At 33.6% G+C, this 26,396-nt stretch carries 27 protein-coding genes; 8 read left to right on the forward strand and 19 right to left on the reverse strand.

The annotated features are described in order from the left end of the window. Genes gspG through P8J93_07030 form a run of 5 tightly spaced genes read right to left on the reverse strand, consistent with a single transcriptional unit; the run spans position 1 to position 5,879 of the window. A complete protein-coding gene (gene gspG / locus P8J93_07010; GenBank protein ID MDG2061546.1) occupies positions 1–432 on the reverse strand; it encodes a type II secretion system major pseudopilin GspG in 432 nt (143 codons plus the stop codon). A gap of 7 nt (positions 433–439) precedes the next feature. Continuing rightward, positions 440–1,648 carry a type II secretion system F family protein gene (locus tag P8J93_07015; GenBank protein MDG2061547.1) on the reverse strand — a complete coding sequence of 403 codons (1,209 nt, stop codon included), beginning with the start codon at positions 1,646–1,648 and terminating at the stop codon, positions 440–442. Next, positions 1,649–3,124: a type II secretion system ATPase GspE gene (gene gspE, locus P8J93_07020; GenBank protein ID MDG2061548.1), complete on the reverse strand. Its 1,476-nt coding sequence runs from the start codon at positions 3,122–3,124 to the stop codon at positions 1,649–1,651. 3 nt (positions 3,125–3,127) lie between these two features. Further along, complete coding sequence (gspD, locus tag P8J93_07025; GenBank protein MDG2061549.1) at positions 3,128–5,044, reverse strand: type II secretion system secretin GspD; 1,917 nt, start codon at positions 5,042–5,044, stop codon at positions 3,128–3,130. A gap of 1 nt (position 5,045) precedes the next feature. Continuing rightward, positions 5,046–5,879 (reverse strand): type II secretion system protein N, encoded by an 834-nt coding sequence (locus P8J93_07030; protein MDG2061550.1) that lies wholly within the window; start codon positions 5,877–5,879, stop codon positions 5,046–5,048. Positions 5,880–5,979: 100 nt separating this feature from the next. Here P8J93_07030 and P8J93_07035 point away from each other — a divergent pair, with 100 nt between their 5' ends. After that, a complete protein-coding gene (locus P8J93_07035) occupies positions 5,980–6,792 on the forward strand; it encodes a prepilin peptidase (protein ID MDG2061551.1) in 813 nt (270 codons plus the stop codon). 33 nt (positions 6,793–6,825) lie between these two features. Here the strand turns inward: P8J93_07035 and P8J93_07040 are convergent, their stop codons facing one another. From P8J93_07040 to P8J93_07065, 6 genes are all read right to left on the reverse strand, one after another. After that, a complete protein-coding gene (locus tag P8J93_07040) occupies positions 6,826–8,091 on the reverse strand; it encodes an inorganic phosphate transporter (protein MDG2061552.1) in 1,266 nt (421 codons plus the stop codon). Between the two features lie 16 nt (positions 8,092–8,107). Next, positions 8,108–8,785 carry a TIGR00153 family protein gene (locus P8J93_07045; GenBank protein ID MDG2061553.1) on the reverse strand — a complete coding sequence of 226 codons (678 nt, stop codon included), beginning with the start codon at positions 8,783–8,785 and terminating at the stop codon, positions 8,108–8,110. Positions 8,786–8,952: 167 nt separating this feature from the next. Next, positions 8,953–9,885: a porin gene (locus P8J93_07050; GenBank protein MDG2061554.1), complete on the reverse strand. Its 933-nt coding sequence runs from the start codon at positions 9,883–9,885 to the stop codon at positions 8,953–8,955. Positions 9,886–9,960: 75 nt separating this feature from the next. Next, positions 9,961–10,149, reverse strand: a complete 189-nt coding sequence (locus tag P8J93_07055; GenBank protein MDG2061555.1) for a hypothetical protein — start codon at positions 10,147–10,149, stop codon at positions 9,961–9,963. Between the two features lie 9 nt (positions 10,150–10,158). Beyond that, positions 10,159–10,575 (reverse strand): adenylyltransferase/cytidyltransferase family protein, encoded by a 417-nt coding sequence (locus P8J93_07060; GenBank protein ID MDG2061556.1) that lies wholly within the window; start codon positions 10,573–10,575, stop codon positions 10,159–10,161. 33 nt (positions 10,576–10,608) lie between these two features. Continuing rightward, positions 10,609–11,772 (reverse strand): serine hydrolase, encoded by a 1,164-nt coding sequence (locus P8J93_07065; GenBank protein MDG2061557.1) that lies wholly within the window; start codon positions 11,770–11,772, stop codon positions 10,609–10,611. Positions 11,773–11,858: 86 nt separating this feature from the next. Here P8J93_07065 and P8J93_07070 point away from each other — a divergent pair, with 86 nt between their 5' ends. After that, entirely contained in the window at positions 11,859–12,686 is an 828-nt protein-coding gene (locus tag P8J93_07070; GenBank protein ID MDG2061558.1) for a TauD/TfdA family dioxygenase, read from the forward strand. Between the two features lie 8 nt (positions 12,687–12,694). Here the strand turns inward: P8J93_07070 and P8J93_07075 are convergent, their stop codons facing one another. The 4 genes from P8J93_07075 to P8J93_07090 form a co-directional block, all read right to left on the reverse strand. Next, entirely contained in the window at positions 12,695–13,198 is a 504-nt protein-coding gene (locus tag P8J93_07075; protein MDG2061559.1) for a thioredoxin family protein, read from the reverse strand. A gap of 224 nt (positions 13,199–13,422) precedes the next feature. After that, positions 13,423–13,731, reverse strand: a complete 309-nt coding sequence (locus P8J93_07080) for a 2Fe-2S iron-sulfur cluster-binding protein (GenBank protein MDG2061560.1) — start codon at positions 13,729–13,731, stop codon at positions 13,423–13,425. A 6-nt stretch (positions 13,732–13,737) separates the two neighbouring features. After that, on the reverse strand, positions 13,738–14,874 hold the full coding sequence (locus P8J93_07085; protein MDG2061561.1) for a fatty acid desaturase: 1,137 nt from the start codon (positions 14,872–14,874) through the stop codon (positions 13,738–13,740). A gap of 158 nt (positions 14,875–15,032) precedes the next feature. Then, positions 15,033–15,758, reverse strand: a complete 726-nt coding sequence (locus P8J93_07090) for a GMP synthase (protein ID MDG2061562.1) — start codon at positions 15,756–15,758, stop codon at positions 15,033–15,035. Positions 15,759–15,834: 76 nt separating this feature from the next. On the opposite strand from P8J93_07090, the gene P8J93_07095 reads away from it, so the two are divergent. Next, positions 15,835–16,620 (forward strand): enoyl-CoA hydratase-related protein, encoded by a 786-nt coding sequence (locus P8J93_07095; GenBank protein ID MDG2061563.1) that lies wholly within the window; start codon positions 15,835–15,837, stop codon positions 16,618–16,620. 37 nt (positions 16,621–16,657) lie between these two features. Here P8J93_07095 and P8J93_07100 read toward each other — a convergent pair whose 3' ends face one another. Further along, the gene (locus P8J93_07100; GenBank protein MDG2061564.1) at positions 16,658–18,907 is read right to left on the reverse strand and encodes a DUF3604 domain-containing protein; all 2,250 of its coding nucleotides are present in this window, start codon (positions 18,905–18,907) and stop codon (positions 16,658–16,660) included. Between the two features lie 89 nt (positions 18,908–18,996). On the opposite strand from P8J93_07100, the gene P8J93_07105 reads away from it, so the two are divergent. Genes P8J93_07105 through P8J93_07125 form a run of 5 tightly spaced genes read left to right on the forward strand, consistent with a single transcriptional unit; the run spans position 18,997 to position 23,811 of the window. Further along, entirely contained in the window at positions 18,997–19,761 is a 765-nt protein-coding gene (locus P8J93_07105) for an SDR family oxidoreductase (protein MDG2061565.1), read from the forward strand. Positions 19,762–19,776: 15 nt separating this feature from the next. Next, positions 19,777–20,595 (forward strand): enoyl-CoA hydratase, encoded by an 819-nt coding sequence (locus tag P8J93_07110; protein ID MDG2061566.1) that lies wholly within the window; start codon positions 19,777–19,779, stop codon positions 20,593–20,595. A gap of 2 nt (positions 20,596–20,597) precedes the next feature. Continuing rightward, entirely contained in the window at positions 20,598–22,301 is a 1,704-nt protein-coding gene (locus P8J93_07115) for a class I adenylate-forming enzyme family protein (GenBank protein MDG2061567.1), read from the forward strand. Between the two features lie 4 nt (positions 22,302–22,305). Next, positions 22,306–23,082 (forward strand): SDR family NAD(P)-dependent oxidoreductase, encoded by a 777-nt coding sequence (locus P8J93_07120; GenBank protein MDG2061568.1) that lies wholly within the window; start codon positions 22,306–22,308, stop codon positions 23,080–23,082. A 3-nt stretch (positions 23,083–23,085) separates the two neighbouring features. Continuing rightward, positions 23,086–23,811 (forward strand): hypothetical protein, encoded by a 726-nt coding sequence (locus P8J93_07125; protein MDG2061569.1) that lies wholly within the window; start codon positions 23,086–23,088, stop codon positions 23,809–23,811. A gap of 51 nt (positions 23,812–23,862) precedes the next feature. On the opposite strand, the gene P8J93_07130 is transcribed toward P8J93_07125, so the two are convergent. Genes P8J93_07130 through P8J93_07140 form a run of 3 tightly spaced genes read right to left on the reverse strand, consistent with a single transcriptional unit; the run spans position 23,863 to position 26,368 of the window. Next, complete coding sequence (locus tag P8J93_07130) at positions 23,863–24,501, reverse strand: TetR/AcrR family transcriptional regulator (GenBank protein MDG2061570.1); 639 nt, start codon at positions 24,499–24,501, stop codon at positions 23,863–23,865. A 1-nt stretch (position 24,502) separates the two neighbouring features. Then, positions 24,503–25,474 (reverse strand): VOC family protein, encoded by a 972-nt coding sequence (locus P8J93_07135; protein MDG2061571.1) that lies wholly within the window; start codon positions 25,472–25,474, stop codon positions 24,503–24,505. Positions 25,475–25,486: 12 nt separating this feature from the next. Further along, the gene (locus tag P8J93_07140; protein MDG2061572.1) at positions 25,487–26,368 is read right to left on the reverse strand and encodes a fumarylacetoacetate hydrolase family protein; all 882 of its coding nucleotides are present in this window, start codon (positions 26,366–26,368) and stop codon (positions 25,487–25,489) included. Between the last annotated feature and the right edge of the window lie 28 nt (positions 26,369–26,396).

The following is a 26,396-nucleotide window of genomic DNA, read 5'->3' on the forward strand; positions in this document are numbered from 1 at the left end:
TTACCAATTACCTATATCCGAATTATCGCCTTCGCCACCTATATCCCCATCAGCCCCTAAGGAAAAAAGATCATAATCTCCATTTTCTCCTGGAATATTATATTGATATGGGTTACCCCAAGGATCATCAGGAAGTCTCTTTATATATCTTCTTGAAGAATTATTTGTTTTATCTTGGCTAGATGAAACCAAGAAACTTAAGCCTTGATCTTCAGAGGGGTAGGTATATTTTTCCAATTTATACATTTCTAGGGCGTTCTCTAATATTACTATATCTGCTTTAGCTTTCTCTATACGAGCCCTCTCTTGACTAGGCATAACATTCACAGCAACTAAACTTGTTAAGAGTCCAATAATCATTAGTACAACTAAGATTTCTATTAAACTAAATCCATGTTCAAACTTATTTAAGATCTTATATTTTTTTTTCATAACTTTTTTAACTTATTAAAGAAATATTATTCATTTGCATCATAGGTAAAAGGATGGCTGCCACTATTACTGCAACTATACCTCCCATGATAACTACAACTAAAGGTTCCAAGAAACTCATCATAAGTTTAGTGGACTGTTCAAACTCTTGATCTAGATATGAAGAAGTTTTTACCAACATCTTTTCTAAGTTTCCGCTTCTTTCTCCACTTGCTACCATTTGGATTACTATAGGCGGAACTTCTTTTACTGAAGCAAGAGATGCTGATAAGGACTCACCTTCTCCTACCTTTACTAAATTTTTTATTAATTTTGTCTTCAACTCTGAATTTGTTAATGTTTCTGAAGAAATATTTATTGAATGCAATATTGGTATATTACTAGATCTTAAAATACTCAAGGAACTAGTAAAACGAGTAAGATTAGAATTGATTATAAAAGTTTTAATTAAAGGTAATCTAAGTAGAATTTTATCAAAAAAACTAACAAAGATTTCTTTTCCAAAGTACCTAGTAATAATAACTATAAATATAACAAGAATTACTAAAAGCCAAGGGCCGGTTCCAGTCAAGAAACTAGAAAAAGAAATTAATCCTTGGGTTAAAACAGGTAAAGCTTGATCGGTATTAGAGAATTGATCAATTATACTTGGAACTACAAATACGAGTAAAAGACCTACTATAATTAAAGCCATAAATATTAGCACCAGAGGATAGATCAATGCAGCTACAATGCTTTGTTGTATTTTATTCCTTTGTTCTAAATAATTCCCAGTATTCTCTAGTATTTCCTCTAATTCTCCACTTTCTTCTCCTGCGGCAATCAAAGAAACATATAAATTATCAAAAGTCTCCGGGAATTCTTTTAAAGATTGCTTAAAGCTTACGCCTTCTTTAATTTTTGACGATAAGACTAAAGATAATTCTTTAACCTTCTGATTAGAAGATTGGTCAGCTATTGCCCGCAGGGCTTCATCTAATGGAACGCCGCCCGATAATAAAGCTGATAGCTGCCTTGTCATAAGGATTGTATTCTTAAGCCCTATTCCTTTTTTAAATATTTTAAATATAAATCTATTATTTATTTTTTCCACACTTAAGGGGGAAAGGTTTTTGCTTATTAAATCTCTTCTGACAGCATCAGGATTATCTGAAGACATAATTCCTTTTTTTTGATTGCCATCTTGATCTATGGCAACATAATTATATCCGTCCATTTACAACTCTTTAGTTACCCTTAAAACCTCGTCAAGCGAAGTAAGACCTTGCATAACTAGTTCTAGTCCAGATTCAAACAACCTATTTTCTTCTGAAAAGCTCAATTCAGTTAATTCTTCTTCTGAAGCATTACTATTTATTGCTTCTTTTACCATGTCATCAATACTAAAGAATTCAAAAAGACCAATTCGACCCAAATAACCAGTTTCATGGCATTCTTCGCAACCAACACTTACATACACTTCAGACGAATCAGGTAGATGAACATTATCTGATACAGTTTCTTGTTTTTTACATTTAACACACAATCTCCTCACTAGTCGTTGTGCTAAGACTCCTTTTAAAGATGAAGAAAGTAAATAAGATTCTATTCCCATATCTCTTAAGCGCGTTACTACTCCTACTGAGTCATTCGTATGAACAGTGGATAAAACAAGATGACCTGTAAGACTTGCTTGAATTGATATTTCTGCAGTCTCTAAATCCCTAATTTCTCCCACCATCACAACATCAGGATCTTGCCTTAGTATAGCCCTTAAACCTCTAGCGAAAGTCATGCCTACCTTTGTATTTACTTGAGTTTGCCCAACCCCTTCTAGACCGTATTCAATAGGATCTTCAACAGTCAAAATATTTCTTGTCTTATCATTTAAAATATTTAAAGCTGAATAAAGAGTAGTAGTTTTTCCTGATCCAGTTGGGCCACTAACTAAAACAATTCCATTCTGCTTCTTTAGGATTTTCTTAACTTGACTTAATGTGTTTGAAGACATACCTAATTGCTCTAACCCTAATTGAGTTTCTGCCTTATCTAAAATTCTTAAGACTAGCCTTTCTCCAAAACTAGAAGGTAAGGTAGAAACTCTTATATCTATCCATTTTTTTCCTAATTGCAATGACATTCGTCCATCTTGTGGAATCCTTTTTTCAGCAATATCCAGCTGTGACATAACTTTAATCCGAGCATTTATCATTGGAGCCATCTTTTCTGAAGGCTTGAGGATCTCTTGCAGTACACCATCTACTCTAAACCTTATTGAAAGATAATTTTCAAAAGGTTCTATGTGTATATCTGAAGCACTCGCTTTTATTGCCTCGGATAAAATAGCATTAATTAACTTGATAACAGGCGCGTCATTATCTGTATCTAATAAATCAGATGTCTGAGGTAAGTTCTCAGCTAAAGCAGTTAAATCATAATTATCATCTATATTTTCAGCTAAAGCAGAGGAAGCCGTAGAAGAATTACCATAGATATCTGAAATAATTATATCTAATTCTTCTATGCTCACTCTTTCAATAATTAGTGGCCTAGCAAAACAGGAATTTATTTCAGAAAGTGCCTGAAGTGATGTATTTTGAGTACATTTAAGCTTCACTTCCGTAGTCAAAACTTTAAAGACAACCACTTGATGATCTTTAGCAAACCTATAAGGTATTTCTGGAGTAGTTGTATCTAGAGATAATTCATCCATCGGCTAATTACTAGGATCTTTTGATTCTATGACTTCTTGCATAATACTTAATTCAGGGGTGATACGCCCTTGTTTCTTTAAACTATTTTGAATAGCCTGGAAATAATTATATTTTCTACTACTAACTGCTCTTAATGAAGCAGTATCTCTTATTATCTTTGGCCTCATAAAGACAATTAAATTTCTTTTTGATCTTGAAGTTGAACTTGATTTAAATAACCTTCCTATTAATGGAATATCCCCTAGAATTGGTACTTTCTTTTCTGATTCTTGCACATCATCATCAATCAATCCCCCTAAAACTATCGTATCACCGTCTTCTACTAAAACTGTTGTTTGAATTTGTCTTTTACTAGTTATTAAGTCAGTTGTAGTTGCGGTTATGGGACCCACAACACTTGAAACTTCTTGGTTAATTAACAATTTAACAGCATTTCCTTCGTTAATTTGAGGAGTTACAGTGAGTTTAACTCCCACTTCTTGTCTTTGAACTGTCCTGAAAGGATTAGAATTATTTGTACTAAGAGTCTCACCAGTTGTGATTGGTATCTCTTGCCCAACTATTATGGATGCTTGCTCATTATCCATAGTCATAATAGAAGGTGTGGAGAGGACATTTGAATCTGCATCATTTGTCACAATATTTAATATGGCTGCAAAGCTTTCACTATCATTTTTTACTCTTGCTATACCAGCAGCCATACCTTCTAAGCCTAATAGAGAGTTAGATGCAGTTGAAGACAGATTCGAAGAAATATTATCATCATTAATTTGAGATCCAGTAATGGCAATAAGGTCTGGGTTTGGACTACCAAACCTCTGGGCCAGAGCTGGTGAATTTTTACCATCTCCAGAATAAAGCAACTGAACTCCAAGATCTTGAGCAAGTTTATCAGAAACTTCAATTATCAAAGCTTCTACTAGAACTTGTGCTCGCCTGATATCTAATTGTGAAATTATTGATTCTAAGGTTTTTAGTATCTCTGGTTGAGCTGATATTACTAATGAATTAGTATCCAGATGAAAGCTAATACTAGCATTAAAACCTTTTAATTCTCCTGAAGATTCTTTTTGACCTTCTAAATTTTTTGCTACATCCTTAAGGATGCTAGCAACTTCTTCGGCTTGAGCATATTTTAAATATACTACTTTTAAATTGCTAGATTCAAAATCTGACTTGTCTAGATCTTTTATAACGTCTTTTAATTGATTAACTAAAGCTTTTTGACCCCTAAGTAATAAAGAATTACTTCCATCTACGGCTATAACACTGTATGAATTTAAGGAGGAAGAATTTGATCCCTGATACATGGAATTAAGTATCCTTGAAATCTCATTTGCAGAAGTATTTTTTAACGGAATTAATTCAAAAAAATCAGCTGGACTTTTATCTAATTCCTTTAGAAGATTTTTTATTCTAATTAAATTCCCAACATAGTCAGCAATGATCAGGGAATTAGTTGCCTCATAAGCTGCAATATGACCTTGTTTATTGATTAAAGGCTTTAATAGAGGAGTTAAATTTTTGGCATTAGCTTGTTTTAAACGTATAACTTCAGTTGTCAGGCTGTCTAAGTCAGGTCTTCCTGACGAAAAATCTTGCCTCCCACTTGATTCAGGCATAACTTTTACAACTCCACTATTTTCAATAGCTGAATAACCATGGACCTTTAAAACAGATAAAAATACAGCATAGGCCTCTTGATTATTTAGATCTTGATTTGAGACAACCGTCACCATTCCTTTAATTCTTGGATCTAAAACTATTGTTTTATTAGTAATTTTAGCAATATCTGATGCGAAAGCTCGTATATCTGCATCTCTCAGGTTAATTGTAGCTGAAGATAAGATGCTTAATTGTAAAAGAAGAATGAGGCTTAAAATACTCCTAATCTTAAGTTGTGAAGTTATGAATCTCATGTCAATTAAGTTCAACTCGCAAAGACATACTATTCTCTCCTCTTAAGATATCTAGATCTACTTGATTCGAGAAATTGGACATCTCCACAGTCATAATAGGATCATTTACTGAGATTCCATTAACAGCTATAAGTAGATCTCCAGACTGCAGTCCGCTCTCCTCAAAAGCTTTTATATTCAGGCCAGGAAATACTTTAAATCCTTTCATAGATCCATTAGAAAAATAAGGTTCGAAAGAAACTACATCCTGTGAAGATATATTTATTGGCTTAGTTTTAACAAAATTCACTGACTTAGGATTATAAGATGCAATGCTAGAAATTAATGAAGTGTCATTAAAAGCAACACTTTCTCTAACTCCATTTCTAGAAATAACTACCTTATGCTTCAAGATAGACTCTAAAATTGTGTCTCTTTCTATCACATCATTGACTGAATAAATTGCTTGTTTGCCCTTATCAAACCCTAAAATAGCGGCATCTGCTACCCCTTGATCTGAATATCGAATTCCATAGAGGTGCAAAGGTAACGAAGTTGGCGGAACTTCTTGATCCAGATTTATGTTACCTATAATTTTATTTTTTGGTTTAAACGGATCTATCTCTTTACTAAAAAGCACCTCTGTTAGTTCTTCTGAGCCTTCCGGACTAATTGTAAATTTAATATCAAAATTTCTATCTATAATTAGATTAAAACCAATATTAAGAAATTGAAGAAGAAGAATAATTATTAAAAAAGGTTTAATAAGATTATTAATCTCTAATAGTTTATCTTTTCTGCTATCAAGATAGGCTTTAAAAGAAATAAGATAATAATTATTTTGTAATTTATTCATGCTCTTAACACATTGACTCTAAAACTAGTTTAACAACTTTTAGATCACATATTGTATCCTACATGCAAGTAAAGATAACCTTAGTTGTCTTTTAATCAATATGTACTCTTTTATTATTAACAATAATCAAATCGCTATACTGATATTCACTTTCCTGTTGGGGGTAATAATTGGAAGCTTTTTGAATACAGTTATTTATAGATTGCCTATCATGCTGGGTATTATTGAAAGAGTTGATAAATTTAAAAGGTTTAATATAGGCGAACCAAGATCCCATTGCAGAAACTGCAATAGTATCATCCCTTTTTACTTCAACATTCCTGTTATAGGCTATTTTATTTTAAAAGGTAAATGTCACCATTGTAAATCTTTTATATCTTTAGAATATCCAACTCTTGAGATATTAACAGGAGTTACTTTTTTATGGTTAACTCTACTCTTAGGTTTTTCAAACTTTCTTATTTTTATGTGCTTTCTTTCAAGCACATTAATAGTAATAGCCGTTATTGACTTTAAGCATTTTATAATTCCAAATTCCATTACATATACTTTAATTTGCTTAGGATTGTTAATTAATTACTTCTTTGAGATGACAATATTACGATATTCAATATTAGGCTGTGTTGGAGGGTTCTTACTTTTCATGTTTATAGAAAAAGCTTTCTTCATGATAAAGAAAATAGATGGTTTAGGCAGAGGGGATGCAAAACTTGTTGCAGCTATCGGCGCCTGGGTGGGTATTAATTACTTACCTTTAGTTATTTTTTTGGCCGCCTTTCTAGGTATCCTGTTCTTTATAATTTTATTAATGATAAACAAAAAAAGTCTAAATGAAAGTCTAAACATGGAGATACCCTTTGGAACTTTTTTAGCAATCTCTTGTATATTGATTATGCCTTTAACAATTAATTGAATAAATTATTTTTAAGAAAAAATTAAATAATATTTATATGAATATCCCCTTAAGGGTAAAGAAAAATAGAATTGATAACCCAGCCCCTACAGGAAGAGTTATAACCCAAGAAATAATAATCCTTCCCACAACACCTAAATCAATGGCGGAAAGTCCTCTTGCCAGCCCTACTCCTAATACAGCTCCAACAAGTGTATGAGTTGTAGAAATAGGTAGACCTGTACCAGATGCTAAAACAACTGTTGTAGCTGCTGCCAATTCAGCTGCAAAACCTCTACTAGGGGTTAACTCAGTTATATTTCGTCCTACAGTCTCAATTACTTTATAACCTAACATAGCCAAGCCAGCTACAATACCTGAGCCGCCTAATAGTAATATCCACCATGGCAAAAGAGACTTACTGGCAACCTCTCCTCCAGTTTGAACAATACTGACTACTGCAGCTAAAGGACCTACAGCATTCGCAACATCATTTGAGCCATGGGCAAAGGCCATAGCACAGGCAGTAAAGACCATAAGCACGGCAAAAACTCTTTCAACCCCATTGAAAACAACGTCTCCTCTTTGCTGAAAAGTATTATCTACTCCTCGTAAAATTAAAGATCCTAGCAAAGAAATACCAAGGCCAATAATAATAGAATAAAAAATACTTTCTTCAAAACTCAGACTAAGGCCTACGTGCTTTAAACCTTTTAACAAGGTTACCATCGATAGAACAAAGCCAACTAAAAATATATAACCTGGAATATATTTTTTAGCATTATCGAAAGGGTTTGAAGTATTAAGAATTAATTTTTGAACACTTCTGAAGATAATAAAAGAGATAGTACCTGCCATAATAGGAGAGACTACCCAACTGGATACAATTGAAGTTACTTTAGACCAACTCACTGCGTCTACGCTTATTCCAACTGCAGCAAATCCAACTATTGCACCTACGATAGAGTGAGTCGTGGAAACTGGCCAACCTTTATATGACGCTACCAATAACCAAGTGCCTGCTGCCAATAAGGAAGCTAACATTCCATAAACTAACAAATCCGGAGATGCTACGAATAAATTAGGATCTATAATGCCTTTCCTGATAGTTGAAGTTACTTCTCCACCTGCTAAATACGCGCCAGCAAATTCAAAAATACATGCTACAAGTATAGCTTGTGAAAGAGTAAGGGCCCTAGCACCTACTGAGGTACCCATTGCATTGGCAACGTCATTAGCTCCTATTCCCCAAGCCATGAAAAAGCCAAACATGCATCCGCTAATTAGTAAATAAGGACCATATTGAATAATTACATCCATAGCTTACTCTTCCTCTTTATCTAGATGATATTAATGATATTCTATGACCAACTTGCTCAGATCTATCTGAAATTTCTCCAATCTTATTAATAATGTTATAAAGAAACATGACATTAATAGGCGGAAGATCCTTTTCTATCGTAAATAGTTCAGCCCTTAGAGTTACCTCAGATTGATCATTTTGACCTTCTAATCCATCGAGTTGATTAAGAAGATCTTGCATCTTTTCAGCAGCATTACCTCCAAATGAAAATTGAAAAAGCTCTCCAAGTTGATTAATAGCATCAAAAGCAGCGTTAGCAATATTTGAAGCTTCAGAAGCAAATAGTAAAAAACTAGAACAAATTTCAGAAGGTATTTCCATTCTTCGTCCAAGCATAAGACCAGAAATATCCTTAACAGTATTTGGTATATCATCAGCTAACTTAATTAAATCTAAAATATCTTCTCTGGGGACAGCTAAGAATAGGCTTTTAGGAAGAAGTTCTCTAGTTTTTGCTTTTAATGCATCAGCTTCATTTTCTAGATCTGATATAGTCTTTCTTGCTAGAATCGCCTTATCCCAATCAGATAAAGATACAGCATCTAGAAAACTTAATAATGCATTTACACATAATCTAGATTTTTCCATATGTTGCTGTATTGGACCAAATGGAGATTTTCTAATTAAATCTGGGAATCCTGTAGATTTCATATTTATACCTATATCAAATTTAAAAATTTTAACTCAATGATTTCTAATTTATTAATAATATTTTTATTTTATTTACTTAGTTATACAAGATAGTTACAAATACAAAATGATTAAGTTAACTTACTATATAAAAAAATAAAAAATGAGTTTATTCATTTAGTAATTTTTTAAAATTTATACTCAAAACCTACCGCTCCAACTTCCTGTTGTTTTAACCTTGTATCTAAAGAAAGATCAGTAAAGAAGAATAAAACTTTGAATTTAGCACTTAATTTATAATCATAACCTATAGAAGCCTGTTTACCAGATTGCAACTTCATATCAGACTCTGCAATTTGGAGTTTAAAGATTCCTTTATTTCCTATTTTTTGTGACAAGCTTACAACATAACCATCTTCTTTTTCTCCTGTATTGATCTTTTCTGTGTCTTGATAAATAAAACCTATTTGCGTCCTATTAAAAGGCATCTTTAAAGAAAGACGAATACTGTCATATCCCTTTATTTCTGAATCAACTGATAGAGCAGCATAAAATGATTTTGTCTTATAGTTTACTGAGATAGATCTAGAACCAAATATACTATTGTCTCCTAATCCTTTTTCCCCTTTTATGGCATTAAATGTTGCAGAAATAATGTCTCCAAACAATGGAGTTCTATATCCTATAAAATCACTCATCCTATTCTCTCCTTGTAAGATATTTCTAATATCCCCAGCTGCTAAATCATTAAATAGATCTATTTTAGCTCCTGATTCTTTAAAAGCAGTGTCATGCGTGCCTATAAAAAAAGTACCATAAGAACCTTTTATTCCTACAAAACTATTCCTTTGTTTGAATGTTCTTTGTTTTTTTTCATCAGCAGTCCCATCTACTGGATCAACTTCATATTCAGCCTGATAAATAGCTTCTATGTCTTCTCCAATTCCCATATTACCCTTCATGCCTAAACGTGATGCATTGCTTACCATATCTATTTTAGAGCCAGATTCCTTGTTTTGAGATTCAACTGTTATCCAAAGTTTTCCATACACCTTAGGTTCAGAGCTTAGAGACATCCCTAAACAAATCAATACAAGTAATGCAAAACCTTTAATTACCATTTTGCCCTATTCTAAAAATATACCTAAGTTTAGGAATTAGCTCTTTTTCGTCTTCTATAATAAGAATATGTTCTGTCATTTAATTGTATTAATAATCCCTGTTTTACCTGCAGCATCTCGTCCTTCAAAAACTATAGCAATTCTCTTTTTATTCTTAATAACCCATTCTTGAAATTTTAGAAACTCTATTTGCAATCTTCTGATTTCCTCAGTATAAAATCCATCACTAATTCCTTCATACTGATTTAGATCAAAAAAGTTCATCAAAAGGAATTATTTTTTTATCTTAAATTGATTAAGTGCAACCCTTTCTCTAAGCTCTGAGCTCGAAAAGTCATGAGGCCTTTTATTGAAATAACATTTATCTAAATATTCATCTCTTCCAGTAAAATATTTATCCTTGTATTCATCACCTAAAATCCTGACATCCCATTCTATTGATTTTGAAATCTCTATCAGATCGGCTTCGGTATCATAAATAATTACTTCATCAACATATTTACATGCTTCTACTTGTATTTGGCGTTCCAAGATAGATTGAACAGGTGAATTTTTTTCTTCTCTATCTAAACTTGGATCTGTCTGCACACAGACTATGAGATAATCACAAACTGATTTAGCTTCCTCCATCATCAAAACATGTCCTGCGTGAAATAAATCAAAAGCTCCAAAAGTTATTCCTTTCTTCATATTCAATATTTTATAACGGAATCTACTAATTTATTATTCTTTTATTGAATTAACAATGAGACCTAAGAATTCCCTATTATCCCATGAATCAGGGGCTTGGGTGACTTGAATATTGATACCAGATCTGATGCTATCCTCTCCGTATCTTTGATATTCACTATTTCTAACCACCACAAGGTCTAATTCCTTGGATACCCATATATCATTTGAATGTAAACCTAGGGCTCCTATGAATCCTATATCAGGAAAAACCCACCAATGAAGGCCATAGTCATTTAAACCTTGAGCTAGTTTTGTAGATTCATTTACCCACAACTTGCTAACAATTGAATCTAATCTTTCTTGTTGCCCTTCTTGCCAATTTCCTTCGCGAGCATATAAAAGTCCAAATCTAGCAAAATCTCTAGACGTAGTATCTATGCAGCAATAAGTCATTGTATGTCCAGCTTTATCAGACCACCAATCAGCAGTCATTCCTATTTTTGAAAATAATTCTCTTTCGCCATATTCCTGTGCAGATAATCCAGTTGCTGTTTCTATAATTCCTGAAAGTATCATGGAGTCTTCATTGGAATAAGAAAAAATTACACCTGACTCACCAGCACTTCTATCTAAACTATATGCCAGTTGATCATCAGCATCCCCATATATTGATATTCCATTTCTGCTAGATAGGCCAGAACGCATCTCCAAAAGATCACGTATAGAGATTAATGGCATAAGATTTCTTAGATTACAATTCCACTCAGTTAAATATTCACAGGCCTTATCATCAACAGAGTTAATCAACTTCTGATCAATAGCGATTCCTATTAAAGCACTGGAAATACTTTTAGCACTTGACCAACTTGTAGCAATTGTTTCTTTGTCCTCTACATCTTTATATTGCTCTCCAACTATCACTCCATGTCTTATAATTACTACACCTTGAGTGTTTCTTTTTGGTTCAAATGCATAATCTAATGCTAACTGTAACTTAGCTTGATCCATATTCACTTCTTCCGGATCAACTTCATTCCACGTAGACCCTGGCCAAGTTTCAGTAGTAGGCTGAGATACATTTGGTCCTGATTGTTGAATAGTTGAGTTTGTTGATATAACTGATATTTCTGAAGAAGATTCTCCTCCACCACCTCCACAAGAAATAAAACTAAATCCTATAAAAAGAAGTACTACTTTTGGTCTTAGTTTTATCAAAGATAAATAATATTTGAAATAACATACTTTCATTATTAGGTAATATTGTGGTCAAATAATATTTATTCTAAAGAAAATTTAAAAGTATGGTAAAAATTATTAAAGAACCTTCTCCATTAGGAGCAACTATAAAAGATATAGATCTTTCAAAAGAAATTCCACCTGAAGACCAAACAGTTATTAAAGAAGCTCTAGCAAGATACCAAGTCTTATTCTTTAGAGACCAAGATATCACCCCTAAACAACACAAAGATTTTGCCAATATCTTTGGTGCCCTTCAATCTCACCCTGTATACCCTACCATTGAAGGGTTTCCAGAAATCACTATTTTAGAAAATGATAAGCTCAGACCTTCTAAGATTGAAGAGTGGCATACAGATATGACATTTAAATCAATCCCTCCATTAGGGAGTATTCTTATAGGAAAAATTATCCCAAAATTAGGTGGAGATACTTTATTTGCTAGTCTCTCAGCAGCATATAATGATTTACCAGATACGCTAAAAGAAAGGCTAGATAAATTAACTGCGACACATAGCTTTGCCTACGGTTTTAAAGAGAGCTTGGAAGAAGCTAAAGGTAAGAAAAAACTTGAAAAAGCAGTAAAAAATAATCCTCCTGTGATACATCCAGTGATAAGAACACATCCCGAAACTGGTAATAAATTGATATTTGTAAACTCTTTATTTACTGAAAAAATTAATGGTGTAACAACTGAAGAATCCAATGAACTCTTAGAATTTCTCTGTAATCATATTAAAAAAGAAGAGTACGTTTGCAGATTTAAATGGAAGAATAATTCAATAGCATTCTGGGATAATAGATCCGTTATTCACAAACCAGAGAATGACTACTGGCCGCAATTAAGACGCATGGAAAGAATTACCATTGATGACATTTCTTCTCCTAAATAGGGGAAATGTTATTTCCTTAGAACATAAGATTGAAAATATTCAAAAATTTCCTGTGATTTATTCTGTCTTGCAGATCTCCATTTATCTGTTGAGTCTAAATTGAGGATATTATCTTTCTCTCCAAAAATTACTACTCTTGGTATACCTTCTTGTCTTGGAATGCCTAATAACTCTAATAGATTCATATTTATGTCATACTTCCCAACATCTATATGAATTAGTGAAAAATTATCCTCAATAAAAGATTGAACAGTTGGGAGGCTCAATGTTCCTTGAAGGATTCTACAATCAGGGCACCAATTAGCCCCGAAAATAATGATAGACTGATTGCCAATTCTACTTTGATTAATAAAATCAAGGACTTGTGTTTCCTTAATTTCCCGTCGCTCGTATGGCAAAGGTAAAGGGTTTACTAAAACTTCATGATCTGGAATATTTAATATATCTGAAGCCATAATATATTGACCTCCTAGATAAAGTAACAAGCTAATTGAGATATAAAATTTATTCATCTATCTTTATCCAATAAACCACTTATATGGTTCTTTTCCTGCTATCTTAAAATATATCAACATATTTACCATATGTGTGAGCAACAATATGGCTCCTATCAATACTGCTATAAATACATTCTGATAATACAAATGGGCTCCTAATAAATACAATATATAAATAATACTCAAAGTCCAAATAGACATTAATAATATCGATTTTAAATTTTTCATTTTTTCCTCTTTCATTTTAATAAAGCTACTTTAATTTGGATATCTGACTTTAGTGTTGTCTGGCAAGCTAAGCTAATACCACCCTCTATTTCTTCTAAACCTAAGACATAACTGAAATCAAGTTCCTTTTTTATACTTCCTTTAATAAGTTGATATTTACAAGTACCACAGCTTCCAACTTTACATTTATAGGGCCAATTAATGCCCCTTGACAAAGCTGTAGCTAATAAATTCTCTCCATAACTTACTTGAAATTTGATATCTGATTCTAAAAGCTCAACACTAAAATTTCTGTCTTTCTTTTTAAATATACTAAACACAATAACTTAAGGTTTTACTGGTACTTTAGGAAACAAACTTGCTATATGTCTCTCGTCTTCTGTAGCATAATTTTTATCCCAATCATCTAGATGCTTTTGAACAAATTTTCTAAATAAACTAGGTATTAATGTAAGAATAAATAGAGAAAAATACCCTATTCCATAATTAGGCCCCTTGACATCATCAAGTTCCCAAAAATAAGTTTCTCCTCTGACATGGTGATCGCATTGCCTTCCAATTTCTATAAAAAACCAACTTGTAAATACGTTATCATTATCCCAGGAATGCCTGTGCTCAACAGGCCCTTCTTTTCTAATCAATCCATAATGGCCCATAAAATTTAGAGCTTCAAGTAAGAAATTGGAGATAGCCCAAACTATCAAAAGCGATAAAACTCCAACTGCGCCTCCAGACCACACAAAAAGAAATATGCTAGGGAGACTATAAAGATAGCCTATGATCCACCTATTATCAAAACTCATAAGTGATTTATTTTGTCTTTTTAATCTTTTATGTTCTAAATCATAAGAGAACTTAGATTGGCCCATATGAGAAAGCCAAGCATGTTCATAAACATTTCTACCTCGAGGCGCTGTTGCAGGATCATCCTCATGACCAAGATCAAGATGGTGATTATAAACATGAGCATATGTAAAATGGGATGCACCACTCAAGGCCATAATTAGTCTTGAAGTAAGAAAACCTTCCTTCTTATTATGAGAAAGTTCATGACCATAAATAATTCCTAGGCCTGCCCATAATCCTGTTGATAAAATAGCTCCAACTAAATTAAATCCAGATATCCCAGCCTGATAAACAATTCCTAGATAAATTGCACTATCTACTGGAACTGCAGAAGTGTAGTGAAATAACCTCCAAGCTAGGACTATCTGTAACAAAATAAAAATAGGCAACATAAGATACATGACAAGATATTGAAATATTTTTATTCCATATGAATTTCCATCTCTATCAAAATCAGCTTTAAGATGGATATCTTTAGTTAGAGTATCAATGATAGTATTAATTCCAAAAAGTAAGACCCCTAACCAAGAAAATACACTCCCTAAGAAAATACTATAAATAGTTACTAAAGACATTACAGGCACCAGTAAATAACGTACATTTACAAAGAATTTCATAATTGAACCTCAAGTTAAATTAAATCCTGGGAGTATTTAATTCCGTTTTAGCTCTTTATTTTAAATCGCGGCAATAGGATCAAATCACGATTTTTGAAATAATATAACAACTTAAAATTCTATTCAAGTAATTTAAAATGCGATCAATGATATAAATTCTAAGCTTGGGCTTTCAGATAGAATTCTACCCATCTATTAACAAGCAGAAGATCATCTTGTTGATATTCTTTGATGCTGTTTAATGCTTCTTTATATATTTTGTCTCCTAAAATTTCTTTTCTCATTTTATAAACACTAGCTGCGTATTCATGAGAAAATTCTGGATGCCCCTGATGAGAGAAAATAGTTTCACCAACTTTATAGATAGCAAAAGGAACTTGTTTATTTCCAGCTACTACTTCGGCACCTATTGGGAGCTTAGTAACTTGATCTTGATGACTATGTAATAACGAAACTGAATTAATGACTTTTGCTCCCCATCTTTCAGGCTCTTTAAGAACAACTTTTTGCATTCCAACAGTCCAGCCTTTAGATGACTTTTCTGTTTTTCCGCCTAAGGATTCTGCAATCATCTGATGCCCAAAACAGACACCAACTAAGGGTTTATTTTTAATAGCTAGTTCTTTTACATAATTAAACAGTTGATGAATCCATTCTTCATTATCATAGACACTATTTCTGCTCCCGGTAATGAGATAACCATCGCATTCATCAATATTTATTGGAAATTTATTTTGATAAACATCATAAAAAAATAAATCTATATTTTGATCTATCTTTTTAAACAAATTTCGGTACCAATACGCTTGATCCCCAAATTGAATTTTTAGTTTATCGGGGACACTATCGGCAACTAGTACTCCTATAGTTAACTTTTTTGTCATTATGCATTATATTCTATACCTTCAATATGAGAGATTAAGAAATATTTCCTTCACCATTAAAATTTTAGGAGAAATAATGAGAACAGATTACGAATTTTTAACAACATCAATAGAAGGCCATGTGTTGACAGTTACAATTAATAGGCCAGAAGTTATGAATGCCTTGCACCCACCTTCGCAACAGGAATTCCATGAAGTTTGGAATGAATTTCATGCTGATGAGAATTTATGGGTTGGTATTATTACAGGTTCAGGTGAAAGAGCTTTTTCTGCTGGTAATGATCTAAAATATCAGGCTGCCGGCGGTGGCATGGCAGCTATACCTGAAAGTGGATTTGCAGGATTAACTAGTCGTTTTAACTTGACGAAGCCAGTCATAGCTGCCGTGAATGGAGTAGCTATGGGCGGCGGTATGGAAATTGCACTTGCTTGTGATTTAATAATTGCATCAGAAAATGCTAGATTTGCTTTACCGGAGCCTAAAGTAGGTTTAGCTGCTCTTGCAGGAGGGATGCAAAGACTTCCAAGACAAATCGGAATGAAAAATGCAATGGGAATGATGTTAACTGGTAGACATGTAGAAGCTGCTGAAGCCAAAGAATTAGGGATAGTAAATCAAGTTGTCCCTTTAGAACAATTGATAGTTACGGCAAATGATTGGGCTAAACAAATTGAAGCTTGCTCACCCATGTCTATAAGAGCTACTAAACAAGTGGCCTATGATAGCCTTTCTGAAGCGAGTTTAGAGAAATCTATGACTAGCCAATACCCAGCAGTAGCAGACTTATTTAAAAGTGAAGATTTTATAGAAGGTCCTGTGGCTTTTGCTGAAAAAAGACCGCCTAATTGGAAAGGAAAATAACTCAATAAAAAAAGATGCACTAATAAAGCATCTTTTTTTATAAATCATCATAGTCTATAAATATAGGTGAAGACCATGCTCTCTCTTCACCTCTAGATAGACAGTCATCTTCTTTGGGTGTATTTAAAACACTTCCACTGCAAATATTTACTTGAATACATTCACCTAAACTATTGTATTCACATCTTAAATTTCTTGAATTTATAATCATGTTTGATTCCTCTACGGCTCTAACATAATAAACAGTGTCTCTTTTATCTTTGTCAAAATCTAGATCTGAAAAAGAAGCAATACATCCTAATTCTGATGGGTTACAGTCAATTATCTTCCAAGGATCTTCTATTAACTTACCCTTACCAATTTCTATTTTCTCTCCTTCTAAGATCTGAGGCCTGATTCTTACAACCTCTAATCTAGTTATTTTATGCCTTATATTACTTGGGTTGTAGCATTCCCCTTTGCATAAGGACTCCAGCCTATCTGGATCTAGAGCATTTATAGAATAATCAGGACATCCAGGTTTTTGTTTAAAAGAACCCATAGCTCTTATTAAAAAACGTGGGATTTGATTCATTTTTATCTCAGAACCCATGGCGACTGGATCTCCAGAAGGAGAGTTAATCAGATCGAACCAAAGAAGTATTCTAGGTCCGCTTGTCGCGTAAACTTCTTTTCTTTTTATACCTCTCCAGATACTATCTCTTGTCCTTCCTTCTGAATGTACGGCCATTAATCCTCCTGTTTGAAAAAAAGATGAAATTCTTTCAACTTCTATGAGGCCAGTACCCCTTGGCACATTATCTAAAGTATATAATTTTGTAGTCGACGAACTTACGGGAGGATCATTATCAGGAACTCCAAGAATATATGCTCCTATATCTGCTGGCCCGACTGCTTCTGTCATGCCTTTTCTAGCAAATTCTTTATATCCTGTTCCAGGTCTTGCTGTATGAGAATCACTTGAACCTATGAAACCAAACTTGAATCTATCTGTATATTCATCTTTATCAAAATTTCTTAAAGCCAGCATATATTGGGCAGAACCTTTTGGTCTGTAATTAAAAGATGGTAAGAAACAATCTTTACATTGGTTAGCATCTAACCATTCAGATGGCTTTTCTCCTGGTATAGTAAAATGCCCGCCTATGCCAGCATTCACATAATCTTGTCTAGCTTTTTTAACTCTTTGGGCACAAGTATTTGAAGGCAAATTTTCTGATAAGCAGCGCATTTGAATAATCTCACCGGCTCGCCAACAGCCTGGTAAATAATCTGAAGTTTTATTTGGACAAGTTTTTTTGCCTGATGCACTTATATTAAAATGATTCCAGTTTCTAAATTCTTCTGAATTTCCATGGCCGGAATAAACCTCTACTAAAATCTGCATAAAAGGATCTTGTTGATCATCGTTTAACTGAGATTTCCAATCTGAATCTTCAGGAGTATAATTACCCCAAGTTGTCCCGTGGGGTATTACAATGGCTTCGTGACCCCAATCATTAAGCTTATCAAAAAGTTCTCCAGGCGATGAAGCTGTTTCCTTGCAATTTAATGGCAATTCTCTAACTGCTATATCTTTAGAACATCTTGGACCATTTCTTTCTTTTATAAAACGCATTAAATCATGAACTCTCGTATCAAAGGGCCTGGTTGCTGATAAAATAGTTTTACCAACTTTATCCATTTCTAAGAGTCCTGGTAAACCTTCAGAACCAATTGGTCGACTAGGGATATTTTCATCCTCTAAGTCCTTAAAAATTACATTCTTGTGTCCATAATGTGGTAAATCATATCCACCCACATTACTCCATTCCCAGCCTAAAAAAGCAACTACATCTGGCACTCCTGACATTTCTGCTACTTTATTACAAGTCCTCACACTACTTATAATTTCATTCCAAGCATTGGTATTAAGATCTTCTGCATGATCAGTATTTGCCCAAAAATCTATAGAAGAACAAAATCTTGCAAAATCACATGCATCAGCTGGAGGATGCGTACCTTCACCAGATAGCATAGGTAGACTCATTAAAAAAGCATCGCCAGAGTAAGTGGTATGTACGTGAAAATCTCCAAATAAGATTTGCTTATTACTACTCAAGTTTAATTCTTGTGAAGCTTGTATTTGATTAATAGTTTTACTTTCTGTAAAGAAAGAAGGTAAATTAACTTCAGTTATTACCCCAGAAGATTCATATTTTCCTAGTATTCCATTTGATATTAAAAAAATATAAACAAAAAAAATTGATATGCATAGCCCAAAGGTAAGTAAAACTTTTTTTATCATAGAATTATAAAAATATCATATCAAAGTAAGTCTGTTGATGTTTGTAATTATATCGGTAGACTTATTTTTACTAAAAAGGAGATTTTAAAATGTTTGATTTATCAGGTAAGACAGCAATTATAACTGGATCCTCTAAAGGAATTGGAAGATCTATTGCTTTTGCTATGGCCGAACAAGGAGCTCAAGTAGTTGTCTCGAGTAGAAAAGCTGATGCTTGTAAAATAGTTGCAGATGAAATAAATGAAAAATACAAAGAAGAAAAAGGAGGAGCAATTGTAATTCCTTGTAATATATCTGACACTGCTGCGTTACAAATGCTAGTTGATGAAACAAAAGCTAAACTTGGAAAAATAGATATCCTAGTTTGTAATGCTGCAACAAACCCACACTTTGGGTCTATCAAGGATATACCTGAAGAAGCTATAGATAAAGTTATGGATAATAATATAAAATCCAATATCTTACTTTGTCAGATGGTAATTCCAGAGATGGTTGAACGAAAAGAAGGAAGTATTACTATGATTTCTTCCATTGGAGGTATTAAAGCTAGTACTGTTATAGGAGCATATAATGTCACTAAGGCTGCAGATATAATGCTTGTAAAAAACTTAGCTGCTGAGTTTGGCCAACACAATGTGAGAACAAATGCTATTGCCCCAGGCCTTTTTAGAACTGATTTTGCTAAAGCTCTTTGGGAAAATCCAGATATCTTAAAAGCCTCAACTGCTAGATGTCCCATGAAGCGGATAGGAGAACCAGATGAAATAGCAGGGGCAGCTGTTTTTCTAGCCTCTAAAGCGGCAAGTTTTGTAAATGGTCACACGTTAGTTGTCGATGGGGGGAGCATAATATAATGGGGAGTTTAGGATATGAGTGATGAAGTAATTTTATATGAAGTTTCTGAAGGTATTGCAAAAGTAACCTTAAATAGGCCTGATAGGTTAAATGCAGTAACTCAGGAGATGACAGGGAAATTAAAACAAAGTCTAGATGATGCATGTAAAGATCCAATGGTTAAAGTTATTATCCTAACGGGAGCAGGAAGAGGATTTTGTGCTGGTGCAGATATGCAAGGTTTATCTGATGTAACTAAAGGTGGGAGTAGGACTACTTTCACTCCCGAGGAAAGAGACTACGAATCCAACGGGTTGTCTAATTGGGAAGGTACTTATAATTATTTTCCTTCACTTCCCAAGCCAATCATTGCAGCAATAAATGGACCAGCTGCTGGCGTAGGTTTTGTGATGTCCCTTTTCTGTGATATTAGATTTGCTAAAAAAAGTGCAGTCTTCTCGAGTGCTTTTGCTAAACGTGGATTAATTGCTGAATATGGCTCCGCTTGGATACTGCCTAGATTGGTAGGTCTAGCTCATGCTAATGATATATTGTTTTCATCCAGAAAGTTTGATGCCATTGAAGCTGAAAGGATGGGTCTAGTGAACAGAGCAATTAATGATGAGTTATTTGAAGAGGAAGTTTTACAATATGCTAAAGATCTTTCTAAATTAGTATCTCCTAGATCCCTTAGGGTTATGAAAACACAAATATATAGCTCTCAAACAGAAGATATTGAAGTGAGTCTTGCGAGTGCTGTAGAAGAAATGAGACTGAGCTTTGACAGCGATGATTTCAAAGAAGGCGTTGCTCATTACATTGAAAAAAGAGATCCTAAATTCACTGGAAAATAAATATGCCTGATTTAAATAAACCTCAAGTTAGAGAAGAATTGGTAAAAGAAATGACCAGTGAAGGTCTATTTCAACTAGAAAAAGTAAACATAAGGAATAATGAATATTTTGTTTATGCTAATGCTCCAAAAACTTTAAGAGAATATTTTGATTTTGGATTAGTACATGGAGAATGGGAATTCTTAATATATCAAAATGAAAGATATACCTTTAATGAAATTTATAAACTTTCAGCTGGAATGGCTCATAAGCTTTCTAAAGATTTTGGAGTAAAAAAAGGAGATAGTGTTGCCTTTTCAATGCGCAATTACCCTGAATGGATTATCACTTATATAGCTGCGACCTGCATAGGAGCGATAGCTGTTCCTTTGAATTCCTGGTGGAAAAGAGATGAACTTGAGTATGGGATTACTCACAGTGAATCAAAAATATTTATTGGAGACAAAGAGCGTCTAAAAGAAATAGAAGGGCTAATTCCGGAAGTATCTAGAATCGCAGTAAGGACCGAAGGGTATTTGCCTGATAATTCTTTAGCTTTTGAAAATATTATAAAACCAGAAGATTCTTTTCCAGAAGTGGAGATTGAACCTGAGGATAATGCGAGCATTATGTATACTTCAGGAAGCACAGGCTATCCAAAAGGAGTTCTTTCCTCTCATAGAAGTATCATCATGGCTCCTGTTACTTGGATAATGTTAGGAATGTTGGCATCAAAAGTAGATGCTGGGGCTGGCCCTTCAATGCCAGAAAATCCATCTACTTTAGCTGCCGTTCCTCTTTTTCATGTTACAGGTTCACACTCTATTTTCTTGATGTCTCTATTGATTAAGCGAAAAATAGTCTTAATGTACAAATGGGATCCGGTTAGTGCTCTAGATATTATAGAAAAAGAAAAAATTACAATGTTTAATGGTGTACCAACAATGACTCATGAAATTCTTCAAGCTTCTAAATTATATCCAGAAAAAGATCTTTCAAGTCTAAAAGATTTAGGTGCAGGAGGAGCTCCTAGACCTCCTGAACAACTAGCACAGCATAAGAAAGAATTTCCTGACAAAAATGCTCTAATTGGATATGGGTTAACCGAAACTAATGCTGGAGGAACTAATGCCGGCGGTCAATTTCTTCTTAACAAACCTTCTACTGCTGGATTTCCAATGCCTCTAATAACAGAAATTAGAATTGTAGACGAGCAAAATAATGTTCTTAATGCTGAAGAGGAAGGAGAGATTGAAATAAAAACAGCATCTAACTTTACTTGTTACTGGAAAAATAAAGAAGCAACAGATGAAGTCTTAAGCAAGGAAGGTTGGTTTAAATCTGGTGACATAGGATATCTTGATGATGAAGGATTTCTTTTTATAAAAGACAGAAAAAAAGATATCGTAATTCGTGGCGGAGAAAATATAGCCTGTTTAGAGGTAGAGGCAGTCATGCATGAAAATGCCTATGTTAGAGAAGTATCTGTTTTTGGTGTTCCAGATGACAGATTAGGAGAAAAGTTAGTAGCTAGGGTCACGGTAAGTGATCTTGAAAAGATAAATGAATTAGACTTGCAAAATTTCTTACAGGGTAAAATTGCATCTTTTAAAGTACCAGAGATTATATGGCTACAAATAGATTCTTTACCTAAGATCGCATCAGGTAAAACTGCAAAAAAAGAAATGAGGGAAGATGCAATAATAGAACTAGGTTTAAGTAAATAAGATTATGCAAATCAAAGGAAAACGAGTTGTTGTGACAGGAGCTGCTAGCGGTATAGGTAAAGCTTTATGCGAAACTTTTAAAGAAGCAGGAGTAAATGAGATTATATCTGTAGATCTAAACAAAGATGTTGAAGAAACAAGTAATATTGTAGGAGGAATCTCTATAATTGCAGATGTCAGCAAAGAATCTGATATTTTAAATATTATTGATGCATCTCAGGACTACTGCGGAGGAATAGATATATTTTGTTCCAATGCCGGCATCATGGGAACTCCAGGTTTTTTTGAAGCTGAGATTGATGATTGGCAAAATATATGGGAAGTAAATGTTTTATCCCATATATTAGCTGCCAAGCATGTGTTGCCACAAATGCTAGATAGGGGCGAAGGATATCTAATGAATACTGCTTCAGCTGCAGGCCTGCTTACTCAAATAGGTGCAGCAGGATATAGTGTAACTAAAGCTTCTGCAGTTAGTTTTGCTCAGTGGATAAAAATTACTTATGGCTCTAAAGGTATAGGTGTATCTTGTTTGTGCCCTCAAGCTGTGAGAACAGCTATGACAGGAGGAGGTCCTGGCGTGGCTGGAGTAGATGGCATGATGGAACCTAAAGAAGTTGCATTATGTGTTATGGATTCTATAGAAAATGAACGATTCTTAGTCACCCCCCATAAAGAGGTACTTGAATACATAAAAAGAAAAGGTGCTGATCCTGATAGATGGATTAAAGGAATGCAGAGATTACAAGAAAGATTTGAAGACTGGACGCCAGACAATTAGTCAATGCCCATTAAAGATTGGTTTAAAAAAAATAAGCTTAGCAATAATTCAATTTACTCTTTGGGAGAAGAATTAGCGGAAAATTTTTTAGAGAAAAATTTACAAAACTTTTCAAAGCATGTTGATGAACAAACACTTAAAGTAATCTGGCTTCAAATGGAAGAAATGATAACTTCTATTGCTTCCCAAGAAGACTCTCTTGCTCAAATTTCTGCGCTAAGGAGACATATTAGTGAGACAACAAATATCAGAGCCGAACATGAGATACTTCTTTTAAATAAAAATAATGATTCTAATAATTGGATCAATGAAGAAGGTATTTCAGGAGAATTATACGAACACCTTAAGCAAATATGTATAACAAATAGATTGTTAGGTGAATCCTTTGAAGAAAATAATTCATCTGAGCAAGTATCATCATTAGTCAGCCTTGGGATGTATACAGCTTCCTGGTACAATGAAGTTTTGAACGGCCTAAGAACCCCTTTGAAAGACTATGAAGTCACAAATGATTGGTACAACTCCTTCTTATGCTCACGCCTGATAGTTCAAGAAGATAGCTACAGAAAGAGCATCAACATCAATCCCTTGATAAAAGAAAAAAAAATAATTGATGCTTACAGCTCATTCAATAAATATGTTTTAGACTGTCATTCAGATCCATTTCATGCATGGAAATTGGAATACTCAGAACTTATAAGTAGCGGTCATATAAGTTTACCTAAATAAAAAGGACAAAAATTCTATAAAGTTTTTAACTTTAAAAAGAATGAATAAGGATCAAGCATCTAAGGATAGTCTCTCTTTTATTTCAATAGCCTTTTGTCCATATAAATCCAAAGTATATTCTAGATGCTTATAAACTGTTATCTCAACTTCTAATCTATCTTTACCTCTATAAACTTCATCTATGCCTCCAAGAATAGCCCAAATCATCACACGATATTTAGTATCAAAATATCTTAAATAGTCACCATAAACCATGTTATTTTTTTGAATGATATCTCCAACGTCTCTATAAACATGCTCTGCATTAGCATTTGATATGACATCTACTAAATGTGATGGATTAGTTAAAAGCCACGGAGTAGCTGGATTATCTATAAGATTCCGAAACATTACCTGGAAGCTTTTCATGATTACATAAAGCTTATCTTCTTCATCTTTAAAATAATCACGTAATTGAATACTTAGTTCTGATACCGAACCTTCAAGAGCCGCTATAAATATATCTTCAGGCGACTTAAAATAATGGTAAAAAGTACCATAACCAACATTAGCATCTTCCGCTAATTTACTAACTGTCATACCTTCCCTGCCATGAGTATTTAAGTGTTCTATAGCTGCATTTACCAATTTATCTCTTGTTGATAAAGGCTTCAATTTAATTACTTTTTTATTTATTTTTTTTATAGTCATGTCAGACCCCCTCTTCATTACCAAAAGTTGCAGTTATATCAGGCCCCCACTGCATACCAGCTGCTTCTGCTATTGAAGAAATACCTGCCTCAATAGTGTTATCATAAACATCTGAATCAGTCATATGTTCATGTACATGGCCAAACGGTGACCTCCAGTAATCAAAAATTTGACTACCCAGATAATGCCTTCCTATTCCCCATTCATGTTTATAATTATTCTGTTTTAAGTTCTCATGCCCAAGAAAAATATCATCTATATCAATAACCTCATAAGATAGATGATTTAAACCGCTAAGAAGACCCGATGTAAGATTTGAAGAAATAAAAAGAGAATGATGATCTGTAGGCTCTTCTCCTAAGTCACACCTACAAAACATGGCTCCATAAAAACCTTCTTCTATTTCAATCTTATCAGAAATTAAAATACCAAAATGATGGTTATACCAATTAAAACTTTTTGTTACGTCAGATATATTTATACCTATATGGCCTAGTTTCTTTATTTTTGAAGGAATTAACTTTCCAACGCGTTTTGTTTGATTAAATCTTCTATGGTTCTCTTTTTTAATTCCTCCAATATTATCCCCTGCAGACAAAAACTGATCTATATCCGGCTGACGGTTTTTAATTCCAAATACAACTTCGATTCTTATATTATCAGGATCAGTTGTCCACACCATTTTCCCACCACCCGGAGACTTTAAATCCTCTATACCTGAAAAATTATCTAATTCACTTAATGTCTGAAGGTCTTCTTCTGATTGAGCATAAAAAGCTAAACCAATAAATTTCTTATCTCCTTTGCGAGTTAAATGAAGGAATTGTTGATCTCCTGCTCCTCTCATATAAAGAAAATTATCTTCAAGTAAAACTTTCTTCATTCCAAAATCTACTAAAAATTTTTCCTGTAAATCTAGATCTGGAACTTGCAAGATGGGATACGCTACATCTCTAATTTTAATAATTGACATTGTCTCTTAATACTAATAAATAATTGTTGAACTTGGCTCATCTATAACTTCATTTTCTATAAATCCTAATTCAGATATTGAAATCTTGATGACATCACCTTTTTTTAAAAATTTACCTTCTGGCCCTCCTACACCACTTGGTGTGCCAGTTAGAATTAAATCTCCAGGTTCTAAAGTAAAAGCAGTGGATATATGCTCTATAAGATTAAAGCAATTAAATAATAAATATTTGGTATTTGAATCTTGTCTAACCTCTCCATTTACAGAAGTAATAATACTTAAGTTATGAGGATCAGAGATTTCATCAGAGGTAACTATTGCTGGACCAAAAGGGCAATGAGTATCAAAAGATTTTCCAATAGTAAAAGTTGGGACTCTAAGTTGCCAATCTCTAACACTTAAATCATTTGCTACACAATATCCAGCAATGACATCAGTCGCATTTTCTTTAGGGACATGTCGACACTTCTTACTAATAACCATAGCTAACTCACCTTCGTAATCAAGCATCTTAGATACCTTGGGATCATGTACTTCATCGTATGGTCCAGTTGCAGAAAGCGACTGTTTATTAAAAATCATTGGCACTTCAGGAGTTGCCATCTCTCTTCCTGATGCCTGAACTTCTTCTATGTGATCTTTGTAATTTAAGCCTACAGCAATTATTTTAGGAGGTCTAAGGATAGGCGCCTTTAAAATAACTTCATCTAAAGACACTAGTTCTTTTGGATTAGCACATAGCTCCTGACTTTTTTTTATTAAATCATCTCCTCCTTCTATGAATTCAAGCATGTTATTTGGAAGAGTACTATTTTGTGAAAAAGGAATTATACTCCCTTCAAATAACGACCCTATTCCAGTAAAATTCTTGTGTGTATAGGTGACTAATTTCATAAGTTTCGACATTATGTCATTAAATTTA

It is taken from the genome of SAR86 cluster bacterium, assembly GCA_029268615.1.
Lineage (GTDB): Bacteria > Pseudomonadota > Gammaproteobacteria > Magnimaribacterales > Magnimaribacteraceae > JAQWNM01.

Bases quoted from the DNA above. Each gene is read 5' to 3' on its own strand.
- P8J93_07110 (MDG2061566.1), top strand. From the start codon at position 19,777: ATGAGTGATGAAGTAATTTTATATGAAGTTTCTGAAGGTATTGCAAAA.
- gspG (MDG2061546.1), bottom strand. From the start codon at position 432: ATGAAAAAAAAATATAAGATCTTAAATAAGTTTGAACATGGATTTAGT.
- P8J93_07045 (MDG2061553.1), bottom strand. From the start codon at position 8,785: ATGAAATCTACAGGATTCCCAGATTTAATTAGAAAATCTCCATTTGGT.
- gspD (MDG2061549.1), bottom strand. From the start codon at position 5,044: ATGAGATTCATAACTTCACAACTTAAGATTAGGAGTATTTTAAGCCTC.
- P8J93_07100 (MDG2061564.1), bottom strand. From the start codon at position 18,907: ATGATAAAAAAAGTTTTACTTACCTTTGGGCTATGCATATCAATTTTT.
- P8J93_07015 (MDG2061547.1), bottom strand. From the start codon at position 1,648: ATGGACGGATATAATTATGTTGCCATAGATCAAGATGGCAATCAAAAA.
- P8J93_07035 (MDG2061551.1), top strand. From the start codon at position 5,980: ATGTACTCTTTTATTATTAACAATAATCAAATCGCTATACTGATATTC.
- P8J93_07030 (MDG2061550.1), bottom strand. From the start codon at position 5,879: ATGAATAAATTACAAAATAATTATTATCTTATTTCTTTTAAAGCCTAT.
- P8J93_07075 (MDG2061559.1), bottom strand. From the start codon at position 13,198: ATGAATAAATTTTATATCTCAATTAGCTTGTTACTTTATCTAGGAGGT.
- P8J93_07040 (MDG2061552.1), bottom strand. From the start codon at position 8,091: ATGGATGTAATTATTCAATATGGTCCTTATTTACTAATTAGCGGATGC.
- P8J93_07115 (MDG2061567.1), top strand. From the start codon at position 20,598: ATGCCTGATTTAAATAAACCTCAAGTTAGAGAAGAATTGGTAAAAGAA.
- P8J93_07135 (MDG2061571.1), bottom strand. From the start codon at position 25,474: ATGTCAATTATTAAAATTAGAGATGTAGCGTATCCCATCTTGCAAGTT.
- P8J93_07050 (MDG2061554.1), bottom strand. From the start codon at position 9,885: ATGGTAATTAAAGGTTTTGCATTACTTGTATTGATTTGTTTAGGGATG.
- gspE (MDG2061548.1), bottom strand. From the start codon at position 3,124: ATGGATGAATTATCTCTAGATACAACTACTCCAGAAATACCTTATAGG.
- P8J93_07120 (MDG2061568.1), top strand. From the start codon at position 22,306: ATGCAAATCAAAGGAAAACGAGTTGTTGTGACAGGAGCTGCTAGCGGT.
- P8J93_07125 (MDG2061569.1), top strand. From the start codon at position 23,086: ATGCCCATTAAAGATTGGTTTAAAAAAAATAAGCTTAGCAATAATTCA.
- P8J93_07140 (MDG2061572.1), bottom strand. From the start codon at position 26,368: ATGAAATTAGTCACCTATACACACAAGAATTTTACTGGAATAGGGTCG.
- P8J93_07105 (MDG2061565.1), top strand. From the start codon at position 18,997: ATGTTTGATTTATCAGGTAAGACAGCAATTATAACTGGATCCTCTAAA.
- P8J93_07130 (MDG2061570.1), bottom strand. From the start codon at position 24,501: ATGACTATAAAAAAAATAAATAAAAAAGTAATTAAATTGAAGCCTTTA.
- P8J93_07090 (MDG2061562.1), bottom strand. From the start codon at position 15,758: ATGACAAAAAAGTTAACTATAGGAGTACTAGTTGCCGATAGTGTCCCC.
- P8J93_07095 (MDG2061563.1), top strand. From the start codon at position 15,835: ATGAGAACAGATTACGAATTTTTAACAACATCAATAGAAGGCCATGTG.
- P8J93_07085 (MDG2061561.1), bottom strand. From the start codon at position 14,874: ATGAAATTCTTTGTAAATGTACGTTATTTACTGGTGCCTGTAATGTCT.
- P8J93_07055 (MDG2061555.1), bottom strand. From the start codon at position 10,149: ATGAACTTTTTTGATCTAAATCAGTATGAAGGAATTAGTGATGGATTT.
- P8J93_07060 (MDG2061556.1), bottom strand. From the start codon at position 10,575: ATGAAGAAAGGAATAACTTTTGGAGCTTTTGATTTATTTCACGCAGGA.
- P8J93_07070 (MDG2061558.1), top strand. From the start codon at position 11,859: ATGGTAAAAATTATTAAAGAACCTTCTCCATTAGGAGCAACTATAAAA.